This window comes from Hydrogenophaga sp. (genome assembly GCF_041913525.1).
Classification (GTDB): Bacteria; Pseudomonadota; Gammaproteobacteria; order Burkholderiales; family Burkholderiaceae_C; genus Hydrogenophaga.
The window spans coordinates 137,799-158,851 of the sequence record NZ_JAYSFD010000007.1; the positions used below are offsets into that span (position 1 = coordinate 137,799).

Annotated in this window: 17 protein-coding genes; 6 read left to right on the plus strand and 11 right to left on the minus strand. The window is 65.7% G+C overall.

Translation table 11 applies throughout. From position 1 onward, the window contains the following. Nucleotides 1-2 precede the first annotated feature (2 nt). Entirely contained in the window at nucleotides 3-1,133 is a 1,131-nt protein-coding gene (locus ACE3RQ_RS10890) for an FAD-dependent oxidoreductase (protein WP_374522003.1), read from the minus strand. 41 nt (nucleotides 1,134-1,174) lie between these two features. After that, a complete protein-coding gene (locus tag ACE3RQ_RS10895; RefSeq protein WP_374522004.1) occupies nucleotides 1,175-1,453 on the minus strand; it encodes an oxidative damage protection protein in 279 nt (92 codons plus the stop codon). 229 nt (nucleotides 1,454-1,682) lie between these two features. Here ACE3RQ_RS10895 and ACE3RQ_RS10900 point away from each other — a divergent pair, with 229 nt between their 5' ends. Then, the gene (locus ACE3RQ_RS10900; protein WP_374522005.1) at nucleotides 1,683-2,453 is read left to right on the plus strand and encodes a ferredoxin--NADP reductase; all 771 of its coding nucleotides are present in this window, start codon (nucleotides 1,683-1,685) and stop codon (nucleotides 2,451-2,453) included. Nucleotides 2,454-2,458: 5 nt separating this feature from the next. Next, on the plus strand, nucleotides 2,459-2,968 hold the full coding sequence (locus ACE3RQ_RS10905; protein ID WP_374522006.1) for a disulfide bond formation protein B: 510 nt from the start codon (nucleotides 2,459-2,461) through the stop codon (nucleotides 2,966-2,968). 1 nt (nucleotide 2,969) lies between these two features. Here ACE3RQ_RS10905 and argA read toward each other — a convergent pair whose 3' ends face one another. Next, the gene (argA, locus tag ACE3RQ_RS10910) at nucleotides 2,970-4,310 is read right to left on the minus strand and encodes an amino-acid N-acetyltransferase (RefSeq protein WP_374522008.1); all 1,341 of its coding nucleotides are present in this window, start codon (nucleotides 4,308-4,310) and stop codon (nucleotides 2,970-2,972) included. A 36-nt stretch (nucleotides 4,311-4,346) separates the two neighbouring features. Between argA and hrpA the strand changes: the two genes are divergently transcribed. Continuing rightward, nucleotides 4,347-8,267 (plus strand): ATP-dependent RNA helicase HrpA, encoded by a 3,921-nt coding sequence (hrpA, locus tag ACE3RQ_RS10915; protein ID WP_374522009.1) that lies wholly within the window; start codon nucleotides 4,347-4,349, stop codon nucleotides 8,265-8,267. Between the two features lie 81 nt (nucleotides 8,268-8,348). Here the strand turns inward: hrpA and katG are convergent, their stop codons facing one another. From katG to lptF, 6 genes are all read right to left on the minus strand, one after another. Beyond that, nucleotides 8,349-10,523 carry a catalase/peroxidase HPI gene (gene katG / locus ACE3RQ_RS10920; protein WP_374522010.1) on the minus strand — a complete coding sequence of 725 codons (2,175 nt, stop codon included), beginning with the start codon at nucleotides 10,521-10,523 and terminating at the stop codon, nucleotides 8,349-8,351. A gap of 263 nt (nucleotides 10,524-10,786) precedes the next feature. Next, nucleotides 10,787-11,962, minus strand: coding sequence for a pyridoxal phosphate-dependent aminotransferase (locus ACE3RQ_RS10925; protein ID WP_374522011.1), 1,176 nt, complete (start codon nucleotides 11,960-11,962; stop codon nucleotides 10,787-10,789). 13 nt (nucleotides 11,963-11,975) lie between these two features. Then, on the minus strand, nucleotides 11,976-12,920 hold the full coding sequence (locus ACE3RQ_RS10930) for a CysB family HTH-type transcriptional regulator (protein ID WP_374522012.1): 945 nt from the start codon (nucleotides 12,918-12,920) through the stop codon (nucleotides 11,976-11,978). Then, on the minus strand, nucleotides 12,917-13,282 hold the full coding sequence (locus ACE3RQ_RS10935; protein ID WP_374522013.1) for a sirohydrochlorin chelatase: 366 nt from the start codon (nucleotides 13,280-13,282) through the stop codon (nucleotides 12,917-12,919). Before ACE3RQ_RS10935 ends, ACE3RQ_RS10930 begins: the two co-directional genes overlap by 4 nt. Nucleotides 13,283-13,286: 4 nt before the next feature. Further along, nucleotides 13,287-14,405, minus strand: a complete 1,119-nt coding sequence (lptG, locus tag ACE3RQ_RS10940; RefSeq protein ID WP_374522014.1) for an LPS export ABC transporter permease LptG — start codon at nucleotides 14,403-14,405, stop codon at nucleotides 13,287-13,289. After that, nucleotides 14,402-15,508 carry an LPS export ABC transporter permease LptF gene (gene lptF, locus ACE3RQ_RS10945; protein ID WP_374522015.1) on the minus strand — a complete coding sequence of 369 codons (1,107 nt, stop codon included), beginning with the start codon at nucleotides 15,506-15,508 and terminating at the stop codon, nucleotides 14,402-14,404. Before lptF ends, lptG begins: the two co-directional genes overlap by 4 nt. Nucleotides 15,509-15,531: 23 nt before the next feature. Here lptF and ACE3RQ_RS10950 point away from each other — a divergent pair, with 23 nt between their 5' ends. The 3 genes from ACE3RQ_RS10950 to ACE3RQ_RS10960 all read left to right on the plus strand — a co-directional run bounded on the left by ACE3RQ_RS10950 (nucleotide 15,532) and on the right by ACE3RQ_RS10960 (nucleotide 18,831). After that, complete coding sequence (locus ACE3RQ_RS10950) at nucleotides 15,532-17,031, plus strand: leucyl aminopeptidase (RefSeq protein ID WP_374522017.1); 1,500 nt, start codon at nucleotides 15,532-15,534, stop codon at nucleotides 17,029-17,031. Continuing rightward, nucleotides 17,028-17,459, plus strand: a complete 432-nt coding sequence (locus tag ACE3RQ_RS10955; protein ID WP_374522018.1) for a DNA polymerase III subunit chi — start codon at nucleotides 17,028-17,030, stop codon at nucleotides 17,457-17,459. Before ACE3RQ_RS10950 ends, ACE3RQ_RS10955 begins: the two co-directional genes overlap by 4 nt. 193 nt (nucleotides 17,460-17,652) lie before the next feature. Next, a complete protein-coding gene (locus ACE3RQ_RS10960) occupies nucleotides 17,653-18,831 on the plus strand; it encodes a branched-chain amino acid ABC transporter substrate-binding protein (protein WP_374522019.1) in 1,179 nt (392 codons plus the stop codon). Between the two features lie 263 nt (nucleotides 18,832-19,094). Here the strand turns inward: ACE3RQ_RS10960 and ACE3RQ_RS10965 are convergent, their stop codons facing one another. Both ACE3RQ_RS10965 and ACE3RQ_RS10970 read right to left on the minus strand, forming a co-directional pair. Further along, nucleotides 19,095-20,423, minus strand: coding sequence for a TRAP transporter large permease (locus ACE3RQ_RS10965; RefSeq protein WP_374522020.1), 1,329 nt, complete (start codon nucleotides 20,421-20,423; stop codon nucleotides 19,095-19,097). Further along, nucleotides 20,420-20,977: a TRAP transporter small permease subunit gene (locus ACE3RQ_RS10970; RefSeq protein WP_374522021.1), complete on the minus strand. Its 558-nt coding sequence runs from the start codon at nucleotides 20,975-20,977 to the stop codon at nucleotides 20,420-20,422. Before ACE3RQ_RS10970 ends, ACE3RQ_RS10965 begins: the two co-directional genes overlap by 4 nt. Between the last annotated feature and the right edge of the window lie 76 nt (nucleotides 20,978-21,053).

Below are 21,053 nucleotides of genomic sequence, written 5' to 3' on the forward strand. Positions count from 1 at the left end.
CTTCAGGCTTGGCGCTTGGCGGCGCGCCAGACAAACCGGGCCGGGTCAATGGCCGCGAGCAAATCGGCCTCGCCGGCGGGGGTGTGCCCGGTGATGTGTTCTGCCACCCGTTGCGCGCACCAATGCGCCAAGGTCAGTCCCCGCGAGCCCAAAGCCGTGAGCGTGTAAAGGCCCCGCACGCGAGGGAAATCGCCCAAAGCAGGGCGACGGGCTTTGGGGGCTTGTTGCCGGTGCTCTTGCCAAGCCTGCACGTCCGGCACTGGGCCCGCCAGGGGCAAGCGGTCCAGCGAGGCGCAACGCACTTGGGCCCAGCCCAGCAGTCGCCCTTGCGCCAAGTCCTCGCGCAGCCGCCGCGCTGCGGCTGGCGCCAGCGCCTCCAGGCTCTGTGCGTTGCGCTCGTGGGCGGTTTCGCGAACGTCGGTGTGGGTGGCGCCGCGTTCGTAGGTGGAGCCCATGGCCCAGATGCGGCCGGGCCATTGAGGTGGCAGGCCGCTGTCTTCGTACACGGGCACGAACACGCCGTTGTCGCGTTGTGGCCGGTCTGCCAGCGGTTCACCCTGGCAGGGGCCAAGGCTCATTTGCCCTTGCACCGGACGCAAGGGCAGGGACATCGCGTCCAGGCCCGCCACGCTCTGTCCCAACAATTCGTGGCTGCCCCAGGCGCATGCCACCACCGCCACGGGCGCTTGCGCCAGCAACTCGCCGCTTGCGCCAAGTGCTTGCCATTGCTGGGTGATGGGGTCGCGCCGCAACCGTTGGACGTTTGCCCCCAAGGTGGTGCTCAGGCGCTGAGAAGCCTCGGCCTCGCCCAGCCAGGCCTGTACCAGTGCGGCTGGCCGCACCAGCGCTGCTGGCCAGCGGCCTGGGTCATGGCCGCGGTTGTCCACTTCGGTGGGTTGCCAGCCCTGACCTGGAGCGATCAGGCGTTCCAGCTCGTGTCGGGTGTCGGCCACGCCCAGGGCAGACAGGCGCGACAAGGGCGTTGGGGCGCGGGTGACGTGCGGGCTCAGCATGCCCACCGGCAGGGCGGAGGCGCCCTGAGCGGGGCCGCTGGCCTGATCCAGCAAATGGACTTGCCAGCCTTGCCGGGTGAGTGCCGCGCTCAGCGCGGCCCCGGCAAGCCCTGCGCCCATGACCAGGGCCCTTCCAGGCGCAGTTGAGGCGTTGCGTGAAATCAATTGCCTTCGCTGGGGGGGACGTACCCGGCGGCGGCGTCGGCACCTTCACCAAAGAAGTGCTTCTCCATCTGGCGGGCCAGGTACTGACGCGCGCGGGCGTCGGCCAGGTTCAGGCGGTTCTCGTTGAGCAGCATGGTCTGGTGCTTCAGCCAGCCGGCCCAGGCTTCTTTGCTCACGTTTTCATAGATGCGCTTGCCCAGTTCACCGGGGTAGGGGGGGAAGTCCAGACCTTCGGCTTCTTTGCCGAGCTTGATGCATTGAACAGTGCGAGCCATAGGGGTTCCTCGTGTGGATCAGATGTTTTGGTTATAAGGCTCAAAAGAACTGATTCGTTCCCTTGAGCGGCGCAAACGGGCAATATCGCGCCCTTGTCCGGCGGCGACCGGCTTGCGCCAGCGAGCCCGCACTGTATCAAGCCCGCTGCCGTCAGTGGCAACCGGGCCCAGCCGACCGCAGGGCAGCCCGGGTTTTTACAATACGCGTTTCCCCTGACTGGAATTTCCCATGAGTGCATTTCTGGAAGAGCGTGTCCTGAGCGTTCACCACTGGACCGATCGCCTCTTCAGCTTCACCACCACCCGCGATACCTCGCTGCGCTTCTCCAATGGCCACTTCACCATGATCGGCCTGAAGGTGGACGGCAAGCCGCTGCTGCGCGCCTACAGCATCGTCAGCCCCAACTGGGCCGAGCACCTGGAGTTCCTGAGCATCAAGGTGCAAGACGGCCCGCTCACCTCGCGCCTGCAGCACATCCAGCCCGGCGACACCATCATCGTGGGCCGCAAGCCCACCGGCACGCTGCTCATTGATTACCTGCTGCCTGGCAAGCGCCTGTACCTGCTGGGCACCGGCACTGGCCTGGCGCCGTTCATGAGCATCATCCGTGACCCCGAGACCTACGAACGCTTCGAGCAGGTGGTGTTGGTGCACGGCGTGCGGCAGGTCAAGGAACTTGCCTACCGCGAGTTGATCAGTGAACAACTGAAACAGGATGAATTCCTGGGTGAGATGGTTCAGCAGAAGCTGCTGTACTACCCGACCGTCACCCGCGAGCCCTTCGTTCACCAAGGTCGCATTCCCCAACTGCTGTCCGATGGCGTCATCGCCAAAGACTTGGGCGTGCCCTTGCTGAACCCGGCGGAAGACCGCGTGATGATCTGTGGCAGTCCAGAGATGCTGCGCGACCTGAAGGGCCTGTGCGAAAAGCTCGGCTTCAAGGAAGGCAACACCACCACGCCCGGCGACTTCGTGATCGAACGCGCTTTCGTGAGCTGAACCCCATGACCTTCTCCCTCGCCCAGTTGGGCCAACACCCCCGTCGCGTGATGGGGGGCATTGCGCTGGTGTGCGTGGCCTTGCTGGGCTTTGGCCTTTACCTGCAGCACGTGGTGGGCCTTGAGCCCTGCCCGATGTGCATCGTGCAGCGCTACGCCCTGGTGTTGGTGGCCGTGCTGGCGGGTGCCACGGCGCTGGCGGGCCATGCGGGCTGGCGGCGGGTGGGGTTGGTGGCGGTGGGTGCCCTGGCCGTGTTCGGTGCCTTCGTGGCTGCGCGGCAGAGCTGGCTGCAGTGGAACCCGCCCGAGGTGCTGACCTGTGGCCGCGATTTCTACGGAATGATCGAATCGTTTCCGCTCAAGCGCGCCGTGCCCATGATCTTTCGCGGCAGCGGCGATTGCTCGGCCATCGACTGGACCTTCCTTGGCCTGTCGATCGCCAACTGGTCTTTCCTGTGTTTCAGCGCGATCGCGCTGGCGGCCCTTGCCCTGCTGCTGAGCCGCTCGCGCCACTGATTCAGCTGAGCTTCTTCACCAGCACCTGGCTGCGACGGTCCCAGTTGTACTTGCGCTTGCGGGCCTCGGGCAGCCAATCGGCGTTCACCTGAACAAAACCGCGCTTGATGAACCAGTGCATGGTGCGGGTGGTGAGCACGAAGATGCTCTGCAGGCCCTGCGCCTTGGCGCGCGCCTCAATGCGCTTGAGCAAGCGGTCGCCGTCGCCCTGGCCCTGTGACTGCGGCGACACCGTCACCGCGGCCATTTCGCCCGTGCGCTCCTCGGGGTAGGGGTACAGCGCGGCACAACCGAAGATCACGCCGTCGTGTTCGATGATGGTGTAGTTGGCCGCGTCGCGCTCGATCTCGGTGCGGTCGCGCTTGACCAGCGTGCCGTCGCGCTCGAAGGGCTCGATCAGCGCCACGATGCCGCTCACGTCGTCGATGGTGGCCTCGCGCAGGCTTTCCAGCTTTTCGTCCACCACCATGGTGCCGATGCCATCGTGGGTGTAGATCTCCAGCAGCGGCGCGCCGTCCACCGCGAAGGGCAGGATGTGGCTGCGCTCCACGCCACCCTCGCAGGCCTTGATGCAGTGCTTGAGGTAGAAGGCCGTGTCGGTGGGTTCCGCCGCTGGCGGCAGTGCGGCGATCAGTTTCTTGGCGTCGGCCAGGGGCAGCTCGGTGTCGATGGCGCTTTCCGGGTCGCTTGGGTCAACGCGGATGCCGGGCACTTCCGTCAAGAACATCAGCTTGTCGGCCTGCAGCGCAATGGCCACGGACGTGGCCACGTCTTCCATGGTGAGGTTGAAGGCCTCGCCCGTGGGCGAGAAGCCAAAGGGCGAGAGCAGCACCAGCGCACCCATGTCCAGCGTGCGCTGGATGCCCTCGGTGTCCACCTTGCGCACCAGGCCAGAGCTGAGGAAGTCCACGCCGTCGATCAGGCCCACGGGGCGGGCGGTGATGAAGTTGCCTGAAATCACCCGCACCGTGGCGCCGGCCATGGGCGTGTTGGGCAAGCCTTGGCTGAACGCGGCCTCGATTTCGTAACGCAATTGCCCGGCGGCTTCTTGTGCGCAATCCAATGCCACCGAGTCGGTGATGCGCATGCCATGCGAATAGCGGGCCTCGTGGCCCTTCAAGCGCAGTTGTTCGTTCACCTGCGGCCGAAAGCCGTGCACGAGCACGATCTTCACGCCCATGCTCTGGATCAGGGCCAGGTCTTGCACGATGTTGGGCAGCTTGCCCGCCGCAATCGCCTCACCCGCAATGCCCACCACCAGCGTGTTGCCTCGGTGCTTGTGGATGTAAGGCGCAACCGAGCGGAACCACGGGACAAAGGTGAAGTTGAAGACGTTGGACATGAGTGGGGGGATAAGGGGCAAGGCCCGCGCGGGATAATGCCGGGTTGCCCGATTTTGACCGAAGTTCCCACCTTGACCGCTGCCGCTTTGTCCATTGAGTTTCCCGAGTCTCTGCCCGTTTCCGCGCGGCGCCACGAGATTGAGGCCGCCATCCGCGACCACCAGGTGGTGATCGTCTGCGGTGAAACCGGCTCGGGCAAGACCACGCAGTTGCCCAAGATCGCCCTGGCCATGGGGCGCGGCCGCCTGAACGCCAAGCCGGGGCAGCGCGGGCAGCTCATCGGCCACACGCAGCCTCGGCGCATTGCGGCCAGCTCGGTGGCCAAGCGCATTGCCGACGAACTGAAGACGCCGCTGGGCGAGGTGGTGGGCTACAAGGTGCGCTTTCAAGACCGCCTGAGCAAGGACGCCTCGGTCAAGCTGATGACCGATGGCATCTTGCTGGCCGAGACGCAGACCGACCCCGACCTGCGCGCCTACGACACCATCATCATTGACGAGGCGCACGAGCGCAGCCTCAACATCGACTTCCTGCTCGGCTACCTGCGGCAATTGCTGCCACGCCGGCCCGACCTGAAGCTGATCGTCACCTCGGCCACCATCGACGCCGGCCGTTTTGCCGACTACTTTGCATCGGCCAAAGGCAAGGCGCCGGTGCTCATGGTGTCGGGCCGCACCTACCCGGTGGAGGTGCGCTACCGCCCATTCGAGGAAAGCCGCGACTACGACCTGAACAACGCCATGGCCGATGCCGTGGACGAGCTGTGGCGCGGGCCGGGCGGTGGCGACATCCTGGTCTTTCTGCCGGGTGAGCGCGAGATTCGCGAAGCCGCCGACCACCTGCGCAAGCACCTCAGCCACCAGCCGCTGAACCGCAATGCCGAGGTCTTGCCGCTGTTCGCTCGCCTGAGCCAGGCCGAACAAGACCGCATCTTCCAGCCCCATGGCGGGCGGCGCATCGTGCTGTCCACTAACGTGGCCGAAACCTCGCTCACGGTGCCGGGCATCCGGTTTGTGATCGACGCCGGCACCGCTCGCGTCAAGCGCTACAGCTTTCGCCAGAAGGTGGAGCAACTGCTGGTGGAGCCCATCAGCCAGGCCGCGGCCAACCAACGCGCCGGGCGCTGCGGCCGCGTGGCCGATGGCATCTGCATTCGGCTGTACGACGAGTCCGATTTCAACCAGCGCCCGCGCTTCACCGACCCCGAGATTCTGCGCAGCTCGCTGGCCGGCGTGATTCTGCGCATGAAGGCGCTGCGCCTGGGCGCGGTGGAAGATTTCGCCTTCGTGGACATGCCGCAGCGCCGCGCCATTGCCGATGGCTACCAACTGCTGGCCGAGCTGGGCGCGGTGGACGAGGCCAATGAGCTCACCCCCATCGGCCAGCACCTCTCGCGCCTGCCGCTGGACCCTCGCGTGGGCCGCATGATTCTGGAGGCCCGCGACCGCGGTGCGCTCGACGAGGTGCTGGTGATCGCCTCGGCCCTGAGCGTGCAAGACGTGCGCGACCGCCCCATCGACAAGCAGGCCCAGGCCGACCAGGCCCACGCCAAGTTCGATGACGAGAAAAGCGAGTTCACCGGCACCCTCAAGCTCTGGAAGTGGCTGGAGGACGGCAAAGGTGGCCACGGCAAAGACTACAAGCTCAGCCACCGCCAGTACGAAAACCTGCTGCGCGAGCACTTCATCAACGTGCGCCGCGTGCGCGAGTGGCGCGACACGCACAGCCAGTTGCTCACCGTGGTGGCCGAACACGGCTGGAAGGCCAACACCCAGCCCGCCACCTACGAGCAGCTGCACCTGTCGATGCTGGCCGGCCTGCTGGGCAACGTGGGCTGCAAGAGCGACACCGAAGACTGGTACCTGGGTGCACGCGGCATCAAGTTCCACCGCCACCCGGGCGCCAACCTGAGCAAGAAGCCCGGGCGCTGGATCGTCTGCGCCGAACTGGTGGAAACCGCCCGCCTGTTCGGTCGCGGCATTGCCGCCATCGAGCCGCAGTGGCTGGAGCAGGTGGGCGGCCACCTGCTGAAGAAGCAGGTGCTGGACCCGCATTGGGAGAAGAAGGCAGCCCGGGTGTCGGCCCTGGAGCGGGCCACGCTCTACGGCCTGGTGGTGTACGCCAACCGCCGCACCGACTACAGCCGGGTGGACCCGGCCGGTGCGCGCGAGCTGTTCATTCGCGAGGCCCTGGTGGGCGGCGACTGGGACACCCGCCTGCCGTTCCTGGCGGCCAACCAGCGCCTGGTGAAGCAGGTGATGGAGATGGAGCACAAGTCGCGCCGGCAAGACGTGCTGGTGGACGACGAAGTGATTTACGCCTACTACGACCAGCACATTCCGGCCGATGTGTGCAGCGGCGTGGGCTTTGAGCGTTGGTACGGCCAGGCCTTGCGCGAGAGCCCCAAGCTCCTGTTCCTCACGCGCGAAGAGTTGATGCGCCACGAGGCCGCCGGCATCACCGCCCAGGCCTTTCCCAAGACCTTGCGCCTGGGGGGCGTGGACTGTGCCTGCAGCTACCTGCACGAGCCGGGCGATGCCCGGGATGGCCTGTCGGTGGCCCTGCCGCTGTTTGCCCTGAACCAGGCCAGTGAAGAGCGCTGCGAGTGGCTGGTGCCCGGCATGCTCAAGGACAAGGTGCTGGCCTTGCTCAAGACGTTGCACCAACGCCCGCGCTCGCGCCTGGTGCCGCTACCGGCCACTGCCGAGAAGTTCGCCGCCGAGCTGTGCGAGCCCGAGGTGTTTGGCCACGGCAGCCTGACCGACGCGGTGCTGAAGAAGGTGCGCGCTGCTACGCAGCTCGACATCCAGCGGGCCGACATCAAGCTCGACCAACTGCCGGTGCACCATTTCATGCACCTTCGGGTGATCGACGAAAACGGGCGACAACTGGGGCAGGGGCGCAGCCTGGGGGCATTGAAGGCCGAGTTGGGCTCGCAGGCGCGAGGCGCCTTTCAGGCACTGGCCGCGCTGAAGGTGCAGACCGTCAAGCCGGCGGCCCCCACCGCCGACGCGGGGCCCGACAGGGTGCCGGCCCAGGCGGCCAAGTCGGCCAAGGCGGCGCCACCGCCGGCCCCTGCTGTGCAGGCCGCCCAGCGCCACACCGGCTGGGACTTTGGCGAACTGCCCGAGCTGATGGAAATTCGCCGCGGCAACCAGACGCTGATCGGCTTTCCGGCGCTCATTGACGACGGCGATGCCGTGCGCCTGGAGGTGTTTGACGAGCCCGATGTGGCCCAGGCCAAGCACCGCGAGGGGCTGCGCCGCCTGTTTGCCCTGCAGATTCGCGACGCGCTGAAGTACCTGGAGAAAAACATCCCGGGCCTGCAGGCCATGGGCACCGCCTACATGCAAGTGGGCAAAGACGCGGGCGGTGGCACGCTGGAAGAGCTGCGCGCGCAGCTCATCGAGCTGTCGCTGGACCGTGCCTTTCTGGTGGACCCGTTGCCGGCGGATGCCGCCAGCTTCAAGCGCCGGGTGGACGAAGGGCGAGGGCGCTTGAACCTGATCGCCGCCGAGATCGCGCGCAGCGCGGGCGCCATCCTCACCGAGTTCAGCGCGGCCCAGCGCAAGCTCAAAGACGCCAAGCCACCGGCCGACGTGGCCAGTGACATCGCCCAGCAACTGGCCCGGCTCATGCCCAAGCGCTTTCTGGTGCAGACGCCCTATGCCCAGTTGCAGCACCTGCCGCGTTACCTCAAGGCGGTGCAATTGCGGCTGGACAAGCTGCGCGGTGACCCGGCCCGAGACGCTGCCCGGCTGGCCGAGCTGCGGCCGCTGGACCAGCGTTTCTGGCGCCTGGTGGCCGAGCGCAAGGGCGTGCAAGACAGCCGCCTGCAAGAGATGCGCTGGCTGCTGGAAGAGCTGCGGGTGAGCTTCTTCGCCCAAGAGTTGCGCACGCCGCAACCCGTGAGCGTGAAGCGCATCGACAAGGCCTGGGCCCAGATCAACCAGTGATGGCCCCGTGAAAAAGCCCGAGCGGCTGAAAGCGGCTCGGGCTTTGGGGCCTGGCGCCTGTCTGCGCCAGGTGGCGTGGCATCAGGCCAGGTCGAAGCGGTCGGCGTTCATCACCTTGGTCCAGGCGGCCACGAAGTCGCGAACGAACTTCTCGCGGTTGTCGTCCTGGGCATAGACCTCGGCGTAGCTGCGCAGCACCGAGTTCGAGCCGAACACCAGGTCCACCCGGGTGGCCGTCCACTTGGTGGCACCGCTCTTGCGGTCCACGATGGCGTAGCTGTTGCGGCCGGTGGGCTTCCAGGTATAGGCCATGTCCGTCAGGTTGACGAAGAAGTCGTTGCTCAGGGCGCCCACGCGCTCGGTGAACACGCCGTGCTGGCTGCCGCCATGGTTGGTGCCCAGCACCCGCAGGCCACCCACCAGCACCGTCATCTCTGCGGCGGTCAGGCCCATCAACTGAGCGCGGTCGAGCAGCATTTCTTCCGGCTGCACGGTGTAGTGCTGCTTTTGCCAGTTGCGGAAGCCATCGTGCAGCGGCTCCAACACCTCGAAGGACTCCACGTCGGTCTGCTCTTGCGTGGCGTCGCCACGGCCCGGGGCGAAGGGCACCATCACCTCAAAGCCTGCGGCCTTGGCGGCCTGCTCAATGCCCACATTGCCGGCCAGCACGATCAAGTCGGCCACGCTGGCGCCGGTGTCGGCCGCGATCTTCTCCAGCACGGCGAGCACCTTGGCCAGGCGCGCCGGCTCGTTGCCTTCCCAGTCTTTCTGCGGGGCCAGGCGAATGCGGGCACCGTTGGCGCCGCCGCGCTTGTCCGAACCCCGGAAGGTGCGGGCGCTGTCCCAGGCGGTGCTGACCATGTCGGCGATGCTCAGGCCGCTGGCGGCGATCTTGGCCTTCACGGTGGCCACGTCGTAGTCCTTGCGGCCAGCGGGCACCGGGTCTTGCCAGATCAGGTCTTCGGCCGGCACGTCCGGGCCAAAGTAGCGCGCCTTCGGGCCCATGTCGCGGTGGGTCAGCTTGAACCAGGCACGGGCGAAGACGTCTTCAAAATAGGCTTGGTCGGCAGCGAAGCGCTCGGAGATCTTGCGGTATTCGGGGTCCACCTTCAGGGCCATGTCGGCGTCGGTCATCATCGGCATGTGGCGGATGCTCGGGTCTTCCACGTCCACCGGCATGTCTTCGGGCTTGATGTTCACCGGCTTGTACTGCCAGGCACCGGCCGGGCTCTTGGTGAGTTCCCACTCGTGCTTGAGCAGCATCTGGAAGTAGCCGTTGTCCCACTTCGTCGGGTTGGTGGTCCAGGCGCCTTCGATGCCGCTGGTGACGGTGTCGCGGCCGATGCCACGGCCCTGGTGGTTCATCCACCCCAGGCCTTGTTCCTCCACATCGGCCCCTTCTGGGGCCGGGCCCAGCTTGGCGGCGTTGCCATTGCCGTGCGCCTTGCCCACGGTGTGGCCACCGGCGGTCAGGGCCACGGTTTCCTCGTCGTTCATGGCCATGCGGGCGAAGGTCACGCGCATGTCGCGCGCGGTCTTCAGTGGGTCTGGCTGGCCGTCCACGCCCTCGGGGTTCACGTAGATCAGGCCCATCATCACGGCGGCCAGGGGGTTTTCCAGGTCGCGTTCACCGCTGTAGCGGCTGCCCTCGCTGCCCGACTTGGCCAGCCACTCTTTTTCGGAGCCCCAGTAGATGTCCTTCTCGGGGTGCCAGATGTCTTCGCGGCCGAAGGCGAAGCCGAAGGTCTTGAAGCCCATGGACTCGTAGGCCATGTTGCCGGCCAGGATCATCAGGTCGGCCCAACTGATCTTGTTGCCATACTTTTTCTTGATGGGCCACAGCAGGCGACGGGCCTTGTCGAGGTTGCCGTTGTCAGGCCAGGAATTCAGCGGGGCGAAGCGCTGGTTGCCGGTGCCGGCGCCGCCGCGGCCGTCGGCGATGCGGTAGGTGCCCGCCGAGTGCCAGGCCATGCGGATCATCAGGCCGCCATAGTGGCCCCAGTCGGCTGGCCACCACTCTTGGCTCTCGGTCATGAGCGCCTTGAGGTCTTTCTTGAGCGAGTCCACGTCGAGTTTCTTCAGCTCTTCCCGGTAGTTGAAGCCCGCGTCCAGCGGGTTGGTCTTGCTGTCGTGCTGGTGCAGGATGTCCAGGTTCAGCGCGTTGGGCCACCAATTCGCATTGGTCTGGCTGGCCGAGGTGGCCCCGCCGTGCACCACCGGGCACTTGCCCGTGGAAGTTGCCGTGTTCTTGTCCATGTTGCGCTCCTTAGCTTGCGAGGTTGACTGAAATGGCCTTGCGGCCCCGGATGCTGGCTTGCCAAGTTTCAATAGAAACCATCAATGCATCGGTGACGGTTAATATATCCAGTTAAATGCGATGCGCGGTTGTCAGGGCCGCCATCAATCTTCATCGCCACGATAGGACAAAACCATGGCGCGGCGGCGGCCGACCCGTCAGCGCAAGAAAAAAGCCGAACAGTCTTGCGACTGTCCGGCTTTGGCAAGGGTTCCCCTGGCGCTCAGAGCCTGGCCAGCCGGCGAATGCCCTCGTCCAGCGTTTCGTCTTTCTTGGCAAAGCAGAAACGCACCACTTTCTGGTCAAAACCATCGCCGTAGAAGGCCGACAGGGGGATGGCGGCCACGCCGATCTCGCGCGTGAGCCATTGGCAGAAATCGGCCTCGGGCAGGTCGCGCTCGGGCACGGCCAGAGTGGAAATGTCCACGCACTGGAAGTAGGTGCCTTGGCTGGGCAGCAGGCGAAAGCGGGTTTTCGCCAGCCCGGCACGGAAACGATCGCGCTTGGCGGCGTAAAAGTCGCTGAGCTGCAAATAGGGCGCCGGGTCGGCCATGTAAGCGGCCAGCGCGTGCTGCATGGGCGTGTTCACGGTGAACACATTGAACTGGTGCACCTTGCGGAACTCGGCCATCAGCGGTGCCGGCGCCACCACGGTGCCAATCTTCCAGCCCGTCACGTGGTAGGTCTTGCCGAAGCTGCTGACGATGAAGGCCCGGCCCGCCAGGCCGGGAAAGCGCGCGGCGCTCTGGTGCTGCTGGCCGTCGAACACCATGTGCTCGTACACCTCGTCGCTGATCAGCAGCACGTCGGTGGGCGCCAGGATCTCTTCGAGTCGGCGCATCTCCGCCTCGCTCCAGACCATGCCGCTGGGATTGTGCGGGCTGTTGATGAGGATCGCTCGGGTGCGTGGGGTGATGGCCGCCGAGATGGCGTCGAAGTTGGGCCGGAAGGTGCCGGGCGTGAGCGGCACGCGCACCACCACGCCCCCGGCCAGTTCAATGTTGGGCACATAGCTGTCGTAGCAAGGCTCCAGCACGATCACCTCGTCGCCCGGGTGCACCACGGCCAGAATGGCCGTGAGGATGGCCTGGGTGGCTCCGGCGGTGACGGTGATCTCGGTGTTGGCGTCGATCTCCAGCCCGTACAGGGCCCGCACCTTGTCGGCCATGGCCTGGCGCAAGGCCGGCACGCCCGGCATGGGGGGGTACTGGTTGTGGCCGGCGCGCATGGCGGCGTCCACGGCGTCCAGCAGGCGCGGGTCACAGGCGAAATCGGGGAAACCTTGGCCCAGGTTCACCGCCTGGTGCTCGGTGGCCAAGGCCGACATGACGGTGAAGATGGTGGTGCCCACCTGGGGCAGGCGCGAGACAAGGGCAGGGGTTCGGTCAGCAGGGCGCATGAATGGCAGGGGATCAAATGTCGTATTCGTCGGGCGAGCCGGCCATGGCTCGCATGATCAAGGCGCGGTTCAGGCGGTCACTCAGCAATTCGGCGAAGCGCAGCACGAAGTGGCGCAGGTAGGTGCCGCGCTTGAAGGCCACGCGCGCCAGGTTGTGCCCGAAGAGCTGGGCCGCTGGGCGCGCCACCAGGCCGGGCGTCAGGTTCTCGCCCTGCATGGCCATCTCGGCCACGATGCCCACGCCCATGCCCAGCTTCACGTAGGTCTTGATCACGTCAGAGTCGATGGCCTCCAGCACGATGTTGGGCTGCAGGTGGCGCAAGGCAAATGCCTGGTCGATGCGGGTGCGGCCGGTGAAGCTGGGGTGGTAGGTGATCAGCGGCTGCTGGGCCAGGTCTTCCAGGGTGATGCGCTCGCGCTCCACCAGCGGGTGATCGAACGGCAGCACCAGCACGTGCTGCCACTCGTAGCAGGGCAGGGTGACCAGCTCGGGGTAGTTCACCAGCGACTCGGTGGCCATGCCGATCTCGGCCACCTCGTCCATCAGCATGCGCGCCACCTGATCGGGCGAGCCCTGGTGCAGGCTGATGCCCACCTTGGGGTAGGCCTGCCGCAGCGCGGCCACCGGCCCGGGCAGCACGTAGCGCGCCTGGGTGTGCGTGGTGGCAATGCTCAGCGTGCCGCTGTCCTGGGCCGAGTACTGCTCGCCAATGCGCTTGAGGTTGTTCACCTCGCGCAGGATGATGTCGATGCTCTTGAGCACCTGCTGCCCGGGCTCGGTGACGCGCTTGATGCGCTTGCCGTGCCGGGCAAAGATTTCAATGCCCAGCTCGTCCTCCAGCTCAATGATGGCCTTGGACACGCCGGGCTGCGAGGTGTGCAACGCCTTGGCGGCTTCGGTGAGGTTCAGGTTGCGGCGCACCGCTTCCTGCACGAACTTGAACTGGTGCAGGTTCATGGGGCGTTCTCCAGTGCCATTTCGGCCAGCAAGGCCGTAAGGCGGGGGTTTTCGCCAGCGGTGGGCAATTGCTCGAACGCCACGCCGGGGTGCCGGGACCGAAGTTCGGTCAGCAGCACCGGCAGGTCTTCTCGTGCGTGTTTTCCCATGCCAAAGAACAGCGGCAGCACCCGAACGTGAGTGGCCCCGCGGTCGATCAGCCCAGCCGCTGCCGTGGGCATGTCGGGTTCGCTGAGTTCCAGGTAGGCGCAGGCCACCAACGCCTGCGGGTCGCGGGCGGCGATCGCCCGTGCCACCGCCTCCACCGGCTCGCGCCACAGCGGGTCTCTGGACCCATGGGCAAACACCATCACACCGAGCATTGCGTCACCTCTTCAAAACCAGCCAGCCGAAGGCCCCGAGAGAGACCAGGGAATAGATCAGCGCGGGTGAGGCCGCGGCCAGCCAGGGTTGCCATTGGTTGAGGTTGCCGATGTAGCCAAACACGTTGTTGAGCAGGAAGAAGCTGATGCCGATCATCACGCCGCCAAACACGTAGCCGGTGATGCTGCCCGACCGGAAGTGCAGGTAGGCAAAGGGCAGGGCCAGTACCACCATCACCAGGCACGACAGGGGGTAGAACACCTTGCGCCAGAACTCGATCTGGTAACGCTGCGCGGTCTGGTTGTTGGCCTCCAGGTGCCGGATGTAGGCAAACAGATCGGTGGTGCGCATGCTCTCGGGTTTGAGCAGGGCCACCGACACCATTTCAGCGTTCAGGCTGGTGGGCCAACGGAAGGTCTCCAGCTCTGATCGCGCAATGCGCGCTGATGCCTGCCCGGCGGTGTCGAACTCGCGGCGCTGCACGTCGCGCAGCGTCCAGCTGTCGTCGGCCTCGATCTGGCCGCTTCTGGCGTGCAGCGTGGACACCAGGAAACCCTGGTTGTTGAACTCAAACAGCCGCACGTTGCTCAGTTCGCCCTGCGGCGTCATGGCGCCCACGTTGACCGAGAAGTTGGCGTAGTCCTGTCTTTCCTTCAGCCAGGCCCCGGTCTGGCCCACGCTGATGTTGCCTCTGTACCGGGCCTTCAGCAGCTGGGCGCTTTTGTCGGCCAGCGGGGCGAGGTAGTCACCAAAGGCAAAGGTGATCAGCACAAAGATCACCCCCAGGCCCAACAGCGTGCGCAGTGCCTTCCATGGGCCCAGGCCGCTGGTGCGCAGGATGGTGTATTCCGAGTGCTGGGCCATGCGGGCGAGCACGAACACCGAACCGATCAGCACCGCAATCGGCATCAGCTCGTAAATGCGCCCCGGCACCAGCAGGCCCACGTACAACAGGGCGTGAGGCAAGCCGTACACGAGCGACGGGTCAAGCGCAGAGGCGCGGCCCAGCGAGGGCAACTCGTCCACGAAGTCAAAGAAGAAGAACAAGGAGAGAAACGCCAGCAGCACGAAGGCCACTGCGGCGAACACCTCGCCGTACACCAGGCGGCGGATCGTCTTCATGCTGCGCTCCTCGCTTGGCGCTGGGCAGCCAGCCAGCCTCGCAGGCTCCAGCCGTGGTGGCGCTTGTACAACCAGGCCAGTGACAGCGCGAACACTCCGCCATGCAGCATCAACATGAAGGGCACCAACCCCACCAGCCCGCTGGACACCCAGCTTTGGCCCAGGTTGAGCAGGTTGTAATAGAAGACGAACGCAAACAGCGTGAAGAACAGGTTGCCGCCACGGCCGGCGCGCGGGTTGCCGGTGGTGGTGGCCAAGGCAATGAGCACAAAGTTCACCGCCGTGAGCGACATGCCCAGGCGCCAGCCGAATTCGCCCAGGTTGGCGGCATCGGGCTCTCGCAGCAACGTCCACGATGGGCGCGACTTCAAGGCCTGAGCACCACGTGGGCTGAGGGGCGCGTTGCCGATCTGCGTGCCGTATTCCTCAAACTCACTGACCTTCTGCGTGTCTTCCACCGAGGTTTCCAGTCGCTGCCCGTTGTTCAGCATCAGGAACTGGCGCTCACCCAGCCACTCGATGCGCCCAGATCGGGCTGACGTGACGGTCTCACGGCCATCGTCTTCGACACTGGAGATGAAGATGTTGCGGCCCTCGGTGCCATCGGCGGTGTCTTTGTCAATGAAAAACACCCGGCGTCCGCTGGACGATTCCTGGAACTGCCCGGGCGCGACACGCTCCAGGTCGCCCCGGCGCTCGAAGCGGTCACGCAGGTCATCCACCTGCGCGTTGGCCCATGGCCAGACAAAGAACACCATCAGCGTGATCACCACCAGGATGGGCCAGGCAAATCGCAAGATGGGCGACAAAAATCCCCCCAGCGAGCGCCCGCTGGACAACCAGATGATCATTTCGCTGTCGCGGTACATGCGCGAGAGCGAGAAGACGATGGAGATGAACAGCGCCAGCGTGAGGATGGTGGGCATGCGGCCGATCACGGTGTAACCCAGCACCAGCATGATCTCCTGCGGGTTCACCTGGCCTTGCGAGGCGGCACCGAGCGTGCGAATCAGCAGCATGGTCAGCACGATGGTGAACAGCACCACCAGCGTCGCCCCGAAGCTGCGCGCCAACTCTTTGCGAATAGAGGAATGGAATAACATTGATCGAGAAGGAAAACACGATTATGGACTTTGAACTGAAATCCCTTTCCGTGGCGCAGGCCGCCACGCTCGCGGTCGATGCCTTGGTGGTGCTGGTGCCCGAATCCGATCCCAAGGCAGAAGGTGCGCTGGGGCAGTTGATCTCGCAGGCCATTGCCCACAAAGACCTCGACAATGGCCCGGGCCAGTTGGTCAGCGCCTATCGCCCGGCGGGCATCAAGGCTGCCCGCCTGGTGTTGGTGCGCGCCGGTGATGGCAATGCCAGCGCGGTGCGAAAGGCCGTGTCGGGTGCCATTGCCAGCTTGAAACACCCGAGCGTGCAGAAGCTCGCGTTGGTCACCAGCCTGCTGACCCTGAGCGAAGACGCCGTGCGCGCCGCCATGGTGGCCCTGGCCGATGCTTCTTACAGCTACACCACCACCAAACCCAGCGCCAAGCCGCGCCACCTCGGCAAGGTGGTGGTGGGCGTGGCCGATGCGGGCGCTGTGCGCGCCGGTTTCGAGGCCGGGCGGGCCACCGTGGCCGGTGTTGAATTCGCCAAAGAGTGGGCCAATCGCCCCGGCAACCACGCCACGCCGACGCACCTGGCCGATGCCGCCAAACAACTCGCCAAGAAGCCCGGCATTCGCGTAGACGTGCTGGGCCCCAAGCAGGTGGCGGCCCTTGGCATGGGGGCATTTCTGGCGGTGGCCCAGGGCTCAGAGGAGCCTCTGCGCTTCATCGTGATGCACTACCAGGGGGCAGCCAAATCCCAGGCGCCCGTGGTGCTGGTGGGCAAAGGCATCACCTTCGACACCGGTGGCATTTCGCTCAAGCCCGGCGCCGAGATGGACGAGATGAAGTTCGACATGGGGGGCGCCGCCAGCGTGTTGGGTACCTTCGCGGCCCTGGCCGAACTCAAACCCGCCATCAACGTGGTGGGCCTCATTCCCAGTTGCGAGAACATGCCCGACGGTCGCGCCATCAAGCCCGGTGACGTGGTGCGCAGCATGAGCGGTCAGACCATCGAAATCCTCAACACCGACGCTGAGGGCCGGCTGATCCTCTGTGATGCGCTCACCTACGCGGCGCGCTTCAAGCCCCGCAGCGTGGTGGACATTGCCACCCTCACGGGTGCCTGCGTGATCGCCCTGGGGGCGGTGCGCAGTGGCCTGTTCAGCCCCCGCGACGAGCTGGCGCAGGCGCTGCAGCAAGCGGGCGACAAATCGGGCGACCTGTGCTGGCGCATGCCACTGGATGACGAGTACGCCGAGGGCCTCAAGTCCAACTTTGCCGACATGGGCAATGTGGCGGGCAGGGCCGGTGGGTCCATCACCGCTGCCAAGTTCCTGCAGAAGTTCACCGCCGATCTGCCCTGGGCGCACCTGGACATCGCCGGCACGGCCTGGAAGAGTGGTGCCGCCAAGGGCGCCACCGGCCGCCCCGTGCCACTGTTGGTGCAATACCTGCTGGACGAGGCCCAGCGCGACGCTGGTGCGCCAGCAAGCGCCAAGCCCCGCGCCCGGGTCAAGGCGAAGGCATGACGCGCGAGGTCGCTTTTCACTTCAACGCGCCCGACAAGGTGGGCTACGCCTGCCGCCTGCTTCGCAAGGCCTATCGCAGTGGGGCGCGCCTGTGGGTGAGGGCACCAGCTGATCTGCTGGGCCCCCTCGACACCGCGCTGTGGACGCAAATTCCAGGTGAATTCATTCCGCACAGCCGCCCTGGCGATGCGCAGGCGGTGCGAGAGCGATCGCCCATTCACCTGGACACCGAAGTGCATGCGGATGCGTCGCGCGAGGTATTGGTGAACCTGTGCAGCGACCTGCCACCCAATGCGGACGCCTATCAGCGGGTGATCGAGGTGGTCACCCTGTCTGAGGCCGATCGGGAGGCCGCCCGTCAACGGTGGCGGCATTACAAAGCCAATGGCGTCGAGCCCTTGCGCCACGATCTCAAGCTGTCGTCTTGAGATGGGCGCGGGCTGGGTGCCTGCATGCTCTTGGCTAATGTGGCATTCGCGCGATGATTGCCCGCTGGAAAACCCTTGTTGTGCGGGATTCCAGCCCTGAAATGGCCAATTGGGCGCGGGAATTGGAGTATCTTTGTGCCGTGGAGAAACAATATACGCTCCGCGCAATTCATTCATCCTTCCCGAGGAACCTATGCAACTGAAACTCAAACTGGCCGTCATCTCCGCGGCCGTTGTGCTTGCCGCTTGCGGCAAAAAAGAGGAAGCTGCTCCCGCGCCTGCCGCAGCCCCTGCGGTTGAAGCTCAGGTCGTCAAGATTGGTCACGTCGGTCCCACCAGCGGCCCGATTGCCCACCTTGGCAAGGACAACGAAAACGGTGCGCGAATGGCCATTGAGGAGCTGAACGCCGCTGGCCTGTCGATGGGCGGCAAGCCCGTGAAGTTCGAACTGCTGGCCGAAGACGACGGCGCCGATCCCAAGCAAGGCACCGCCGCCGCCACCAAGCTGGTGGACGCCAAGGTGGCGGGTGTGATCGGCCACCTGAACTCTGGCACCACCATCCCGGCTTCGCAGATCTACAACGACGCCGGCATCCCGCAAATCTCCCCGTCTGCCACCAACCCCAAGTACACCCGTCAGGGCTTCGCCGGTGCTTTCCGCGTGGTGGCCGATGACGTGCACCTGGGCGGCACGCTGGGCAAATACGCCATCGAGACCCTCAAGGCCAAGAACGTGGCCGTGATCGACGATCGCACCGCTTATGGCCAGGGTGTGGCCGATGAGTTCGAGAAGGGCGTGATCGCCGCGGGCGGCAAGGTGGTGGGCCGTGAGTTCACCAACGACAAGGCCACCGACTTCAACGCCATCCTGACCACCTTGAAGGCCAAGAAGCCCGACGTGGTGTTCTTCGGCGGCATGGACGCCGTGGCCGGCCCGATGCTCAAGCAAATGAAGCAACTGGGCATCAACGCCAAGTTCATGGGCGGCGACGGCATCTGCACCACCGAACTGCCCAAGCTGGCTGGCGACGGCATCGGCGACGACCAGGTGTTCTGCGCAGAAGCCGGTGGCGTGGAAGGCGAAGAGAAGGCGGGCATGGACAAGTTCCGCGCCGACTTCAAGGCCAAGTTCGGTGCTGACGTGCAGGTGTACGCCCCGTACGTGTACGACGCTGTGAAGGTGATGGCCAACGCCATGGTCACCGCTGGCTCGGCCGACCCGAAGGTGTACCTGCCGGCGCTGAAGGCCACGAACTACAAGGGCGTGACCGGCAACATCGCCTTTGACGAAAAGGGCGACATCAAGAACGGCGCCCTGACCCTGATGACCTACAAAGCTGGTGCCCGCACCACGATCGCGGTCATTCGCTGATCCGCTTCGCGCAAGAGAAAGGCTGCCCCCGGGCAGCCTTTTTTTATTGGCAGTCTTGAAAATGCCTTAGGACCGACCGGTGCCAGCCCGGGATGGCGCAGGCCGAGCCGCCGGGGGAGTGCGCGTTGATGGCCGAGGTAGGCACTCGGTGCCCGGAGCGCACACCAAGTTGGGCTAGGTCTGGGGTGAGGGCGCCGGTTGGCTCACCGGCGGCTGGCGGCCCCTGCCAGCCGGTGGCAGGGGCAAGCCTGAGGGGCGCTGGTTCAGGTGAGCGCCAGCGACATCCAGGGGAAGATGGCCACCAGCAGCAGCACCAGCAGCATCACACCCACGAAGGGGAGCGAGCCGGCGAAGATGCTTTCCACCGAGACCTTGGGGTCGTTGAGGGTGGACTTGACGGTGAACACCGAGATGCCAAAGGGCGGCGTGAGCAGACCAATTTCCACCGCCAGCACGGTGAGCACGCCGAACTGGATGAGGTTGAAGCCGAGGTCGGCCGCGATCGGCACTGCCACGGGCGTCATGATCAGCAGGATGGAGCTGCTGTCCAGGATCATGCCCAGCAGCAGCAGGATCAGCACATAGACCAGCAGGAAGCCGTAGGGCCCGAAGCCGCTGTCTTGCACCAGGTCGCTGATGGCCACTGGCACGCCGGCCACGGAGAGCATGCGGCTGTAGAAGCCTGCGGCCACCAGCAGGATCAAGATGCCCACCGACACCGCGCCGGTTTCGGTGAGCACGCGCCACAGGTTGCCGCCGCCCAGCTTGCGCCGCAGGATGGCGATCACGAAAGCACCGAAGGCGCCCACGCCGCCCGCTTCGGTGGGCGTGAAGAAGCCGGTGTAGAGGCCACCCAGCACCAGGGCCACCAGGGCGGCAATCGGCACCAGTTTGCCCAGCATCTCGCCGGTGCTCAGCATGCGCACGGTGCTGCGTTCGGCCGCAATCGCGGCCTGGCGCTTGAGGTCAAACACCAGGTGCGGGGTGAAGCGGGCCATGAGCATGATCATCACGGCAAAGGCCACCGCCAGCAGAAAGCCCGGGATGACGCCGGCCACGAACAAGGTGCCGATGGACTGCTCGGCCAGCACGCCGTAGATGATCATCAGCAGGCTGGGCGGGATCATCATGCCCAGCACCGAGCTGCCGGCCACCGTGCCGGCGGCGAAGCTGGTGCGGTAGCCGTGGCGCGCCATTTCGGGCACGGCCACGCGGGTGAACACCGCCGCCGAGGCGATGGACACGCCGGTCACGGCGGCGAACACCGTGTTGGCGGCCACCGTGGCCACGCCCAGGCCGCCCCGGATGCGGCGCAGCATGGCCTCGGCCACGTCAAACGTGTCCTTGCCTACGTTGGCAATGGACACCAGCAATCCCATGAGCACGAAGAGCGGGATGGTGGCGAAGATGTAATCGGCCACGCCGTTGTAGGCCGACAGGTACAGCAGGCGCATGGCCATTTCCAGGTCTTCGCGCATCAGCCAGATGCCGGCGAAGCCCACGGCGGTGAGGGCCACCGCGATGTGCAGGCCAATGAGCACCAGAAAGACCAGGGCTCCAATCAGGAGCCCGCCCAGGGCGAGTTCGCTCATGCGGAAGCTCCTTGAACGGTGGGTTGGCGCAGCAAAGACGGGATGCAGCCGAGGTAGGCCACGGCGGCCACGGCTGAGCCCAGCACGATCAGCGCGCGAAAGGGCCAGGTCACCACGGTGAACACGCCTTGCACGCCCATGTATTCCTTTGTCTGGTAGGCCTCGGCCAGCTCGGGCCAGGCAATGGCGGCGAGGGCCGCGAAGAGCAGCGCACCGACCACCACGTTGAACACGTCGAGCGCCTTCACCGCCGACGTGGAGCGCTTGGCGATGAACTGCAGCAGGAAGTCGCTGCGCGTCATGCGGCCTGAACAGACGGCGGACGCCAACTGCAGGAAGACGATGGAGGCCACCGAGCGGGCGGCGAATTCGGCCACGCCGGTGATGGGGGCGTCGAAGAAGTTGCGGCCCAACACGTCGGCCACCACCAGCAACATCATGGCGAAGATCCAGACGGTGCCGATGGCGGCCAGCACGTTGGCCAGCCCTTGCAGGGGATTGGTCAGGCCGGCGACCGCGGGGGTTTCGCTGGCGAAGTCAGGTTCGTTGTGCACGGTTCACCCGCAGGAGGTGGGTCAAAAAATCCGCCGCTGGCGCGTGGGCCAAGCGGCGGAGGGCTGTCCCTGAGAA

Excerpts from the sequence above, each read along its gene's own strand:
- ACE3RQ_RS10890 (WP_374522003.1), bottom strand. The coding sequence starts at position 1,133 with ATGGGCGCAGGGCTTGCCGGGGCCGCGCTGAGCGCGGCACTCACCCGG.
- lptF (WP_374522015.1), bottom strand. The coding sequence starts at position 15,508 with ATGTTATTCCATTCCTCTATTCGCAAAGAGTTGGCGCGCAGCTTCGGG.
- ACE3RQ_RS10935 (WP_374522013.1), bottom strand. The coding sequence starts at position 13,282 with ATGCTCGGTGTGATGGTGTTTGCCCATGGGTCCAGAGACCCGCTGTGG.
- ACE3RQ_RS10930 (WP_374522012.1), bottom strand. The coding sequence starts at position 12,920 with ATGAACCTGCACCAGTTCAAGTTCGTGCAGGAAGCGGTGCGCCGCAAC.
- ACE3RQ_RS10905 (WP_374522006.1), top strand. The coding sequence starts at position 2,459 with ATGACCTTCTCCCTCGCCCAGTTGGGCCAACACCCCCGTCGCGTGATG.
- lptG (WP_374522014.1), bottom strand. The coding sequence starts at position 14,405 with ATGAAGACGATCCGCCGCCTGGTGTACGGCGAGGTGTTCGCCGCAGTG.
- ACE3RQ_RS10895 (WP_374522004.1), bottom strand. The coding sequence starts at position 1,453 with ATGGCTCGCACTGTTCAATGCATCAAGCTCGGCAAAGAAGCCGAAGGT.
- hrpA (WP_374522009.1), top strand. The coding sequence starts at position 4,347 with ATGCCGGGTTGCCCGATTTTGACCGAAGTTCCCACCTTGACCGCTGCC.
- ACE3RQ_RS10955 (WP_374522018.1), top strand. The coding sequence starts at position 17,028 with ATGACGCGCGAGGTCGCTTTTCACTTCAACGCGCCCGACAAGGTGGGC.
- ACE3RQ_RS10925 (WP_374522011.1), bottom strand. The coding sequence starts at position 11,962 with ATGCGCCCTGCTGACCGAACCCCTGCCCTTGTCTCGCGCCTGCCCCAG.
- argA (WP_374522008.1), bottom strand. The coding sequence starts at position 4,310 with ATGTCCAACGTCTTCAACTTCACCTTTGTCCCGTGGTTCCGCTCGGTT.
- ACE3RQ_RS10900 (WP_374522005.1), top strand. The coding sequence starts at position 1,683 with ATGAGTGCATTTCTGGAAGAGCGTGTCCTGAGCGTTCACCACTGGACC.
- ACE3RQ_RS10960 (WP_374522019.1), top strand. The coding sequence starts at position 17,653 with ATGCAACTGAAACTCAAACTGGCCGTCATCTCCGCGGCCGTTGTGCTT.
- katG (WP_374522010.1), bottom strand. The coding sequence starts at position 10,523 with ATGGACAAGAACACGGCAACTTCCACGGGCAAGTGCCCGGTGGTGCAC.
- ACE3RQ_RS10965 (WP_374522020.1), bottom strand. The coding sequence starts at position 20,423 with ATGAGCGAACTCGCCCTGGGCGGGCTCCTGATTGGAGCCCTGGTCTTT.
- ACE3RQ_RS10950 (WP_374522017.1), top strand. The coding sequence starts at position 15,532 with ATGGACTTTGAACTGAAATCCCTTTCCGTGGCGCAGGCCGCCACGCTC.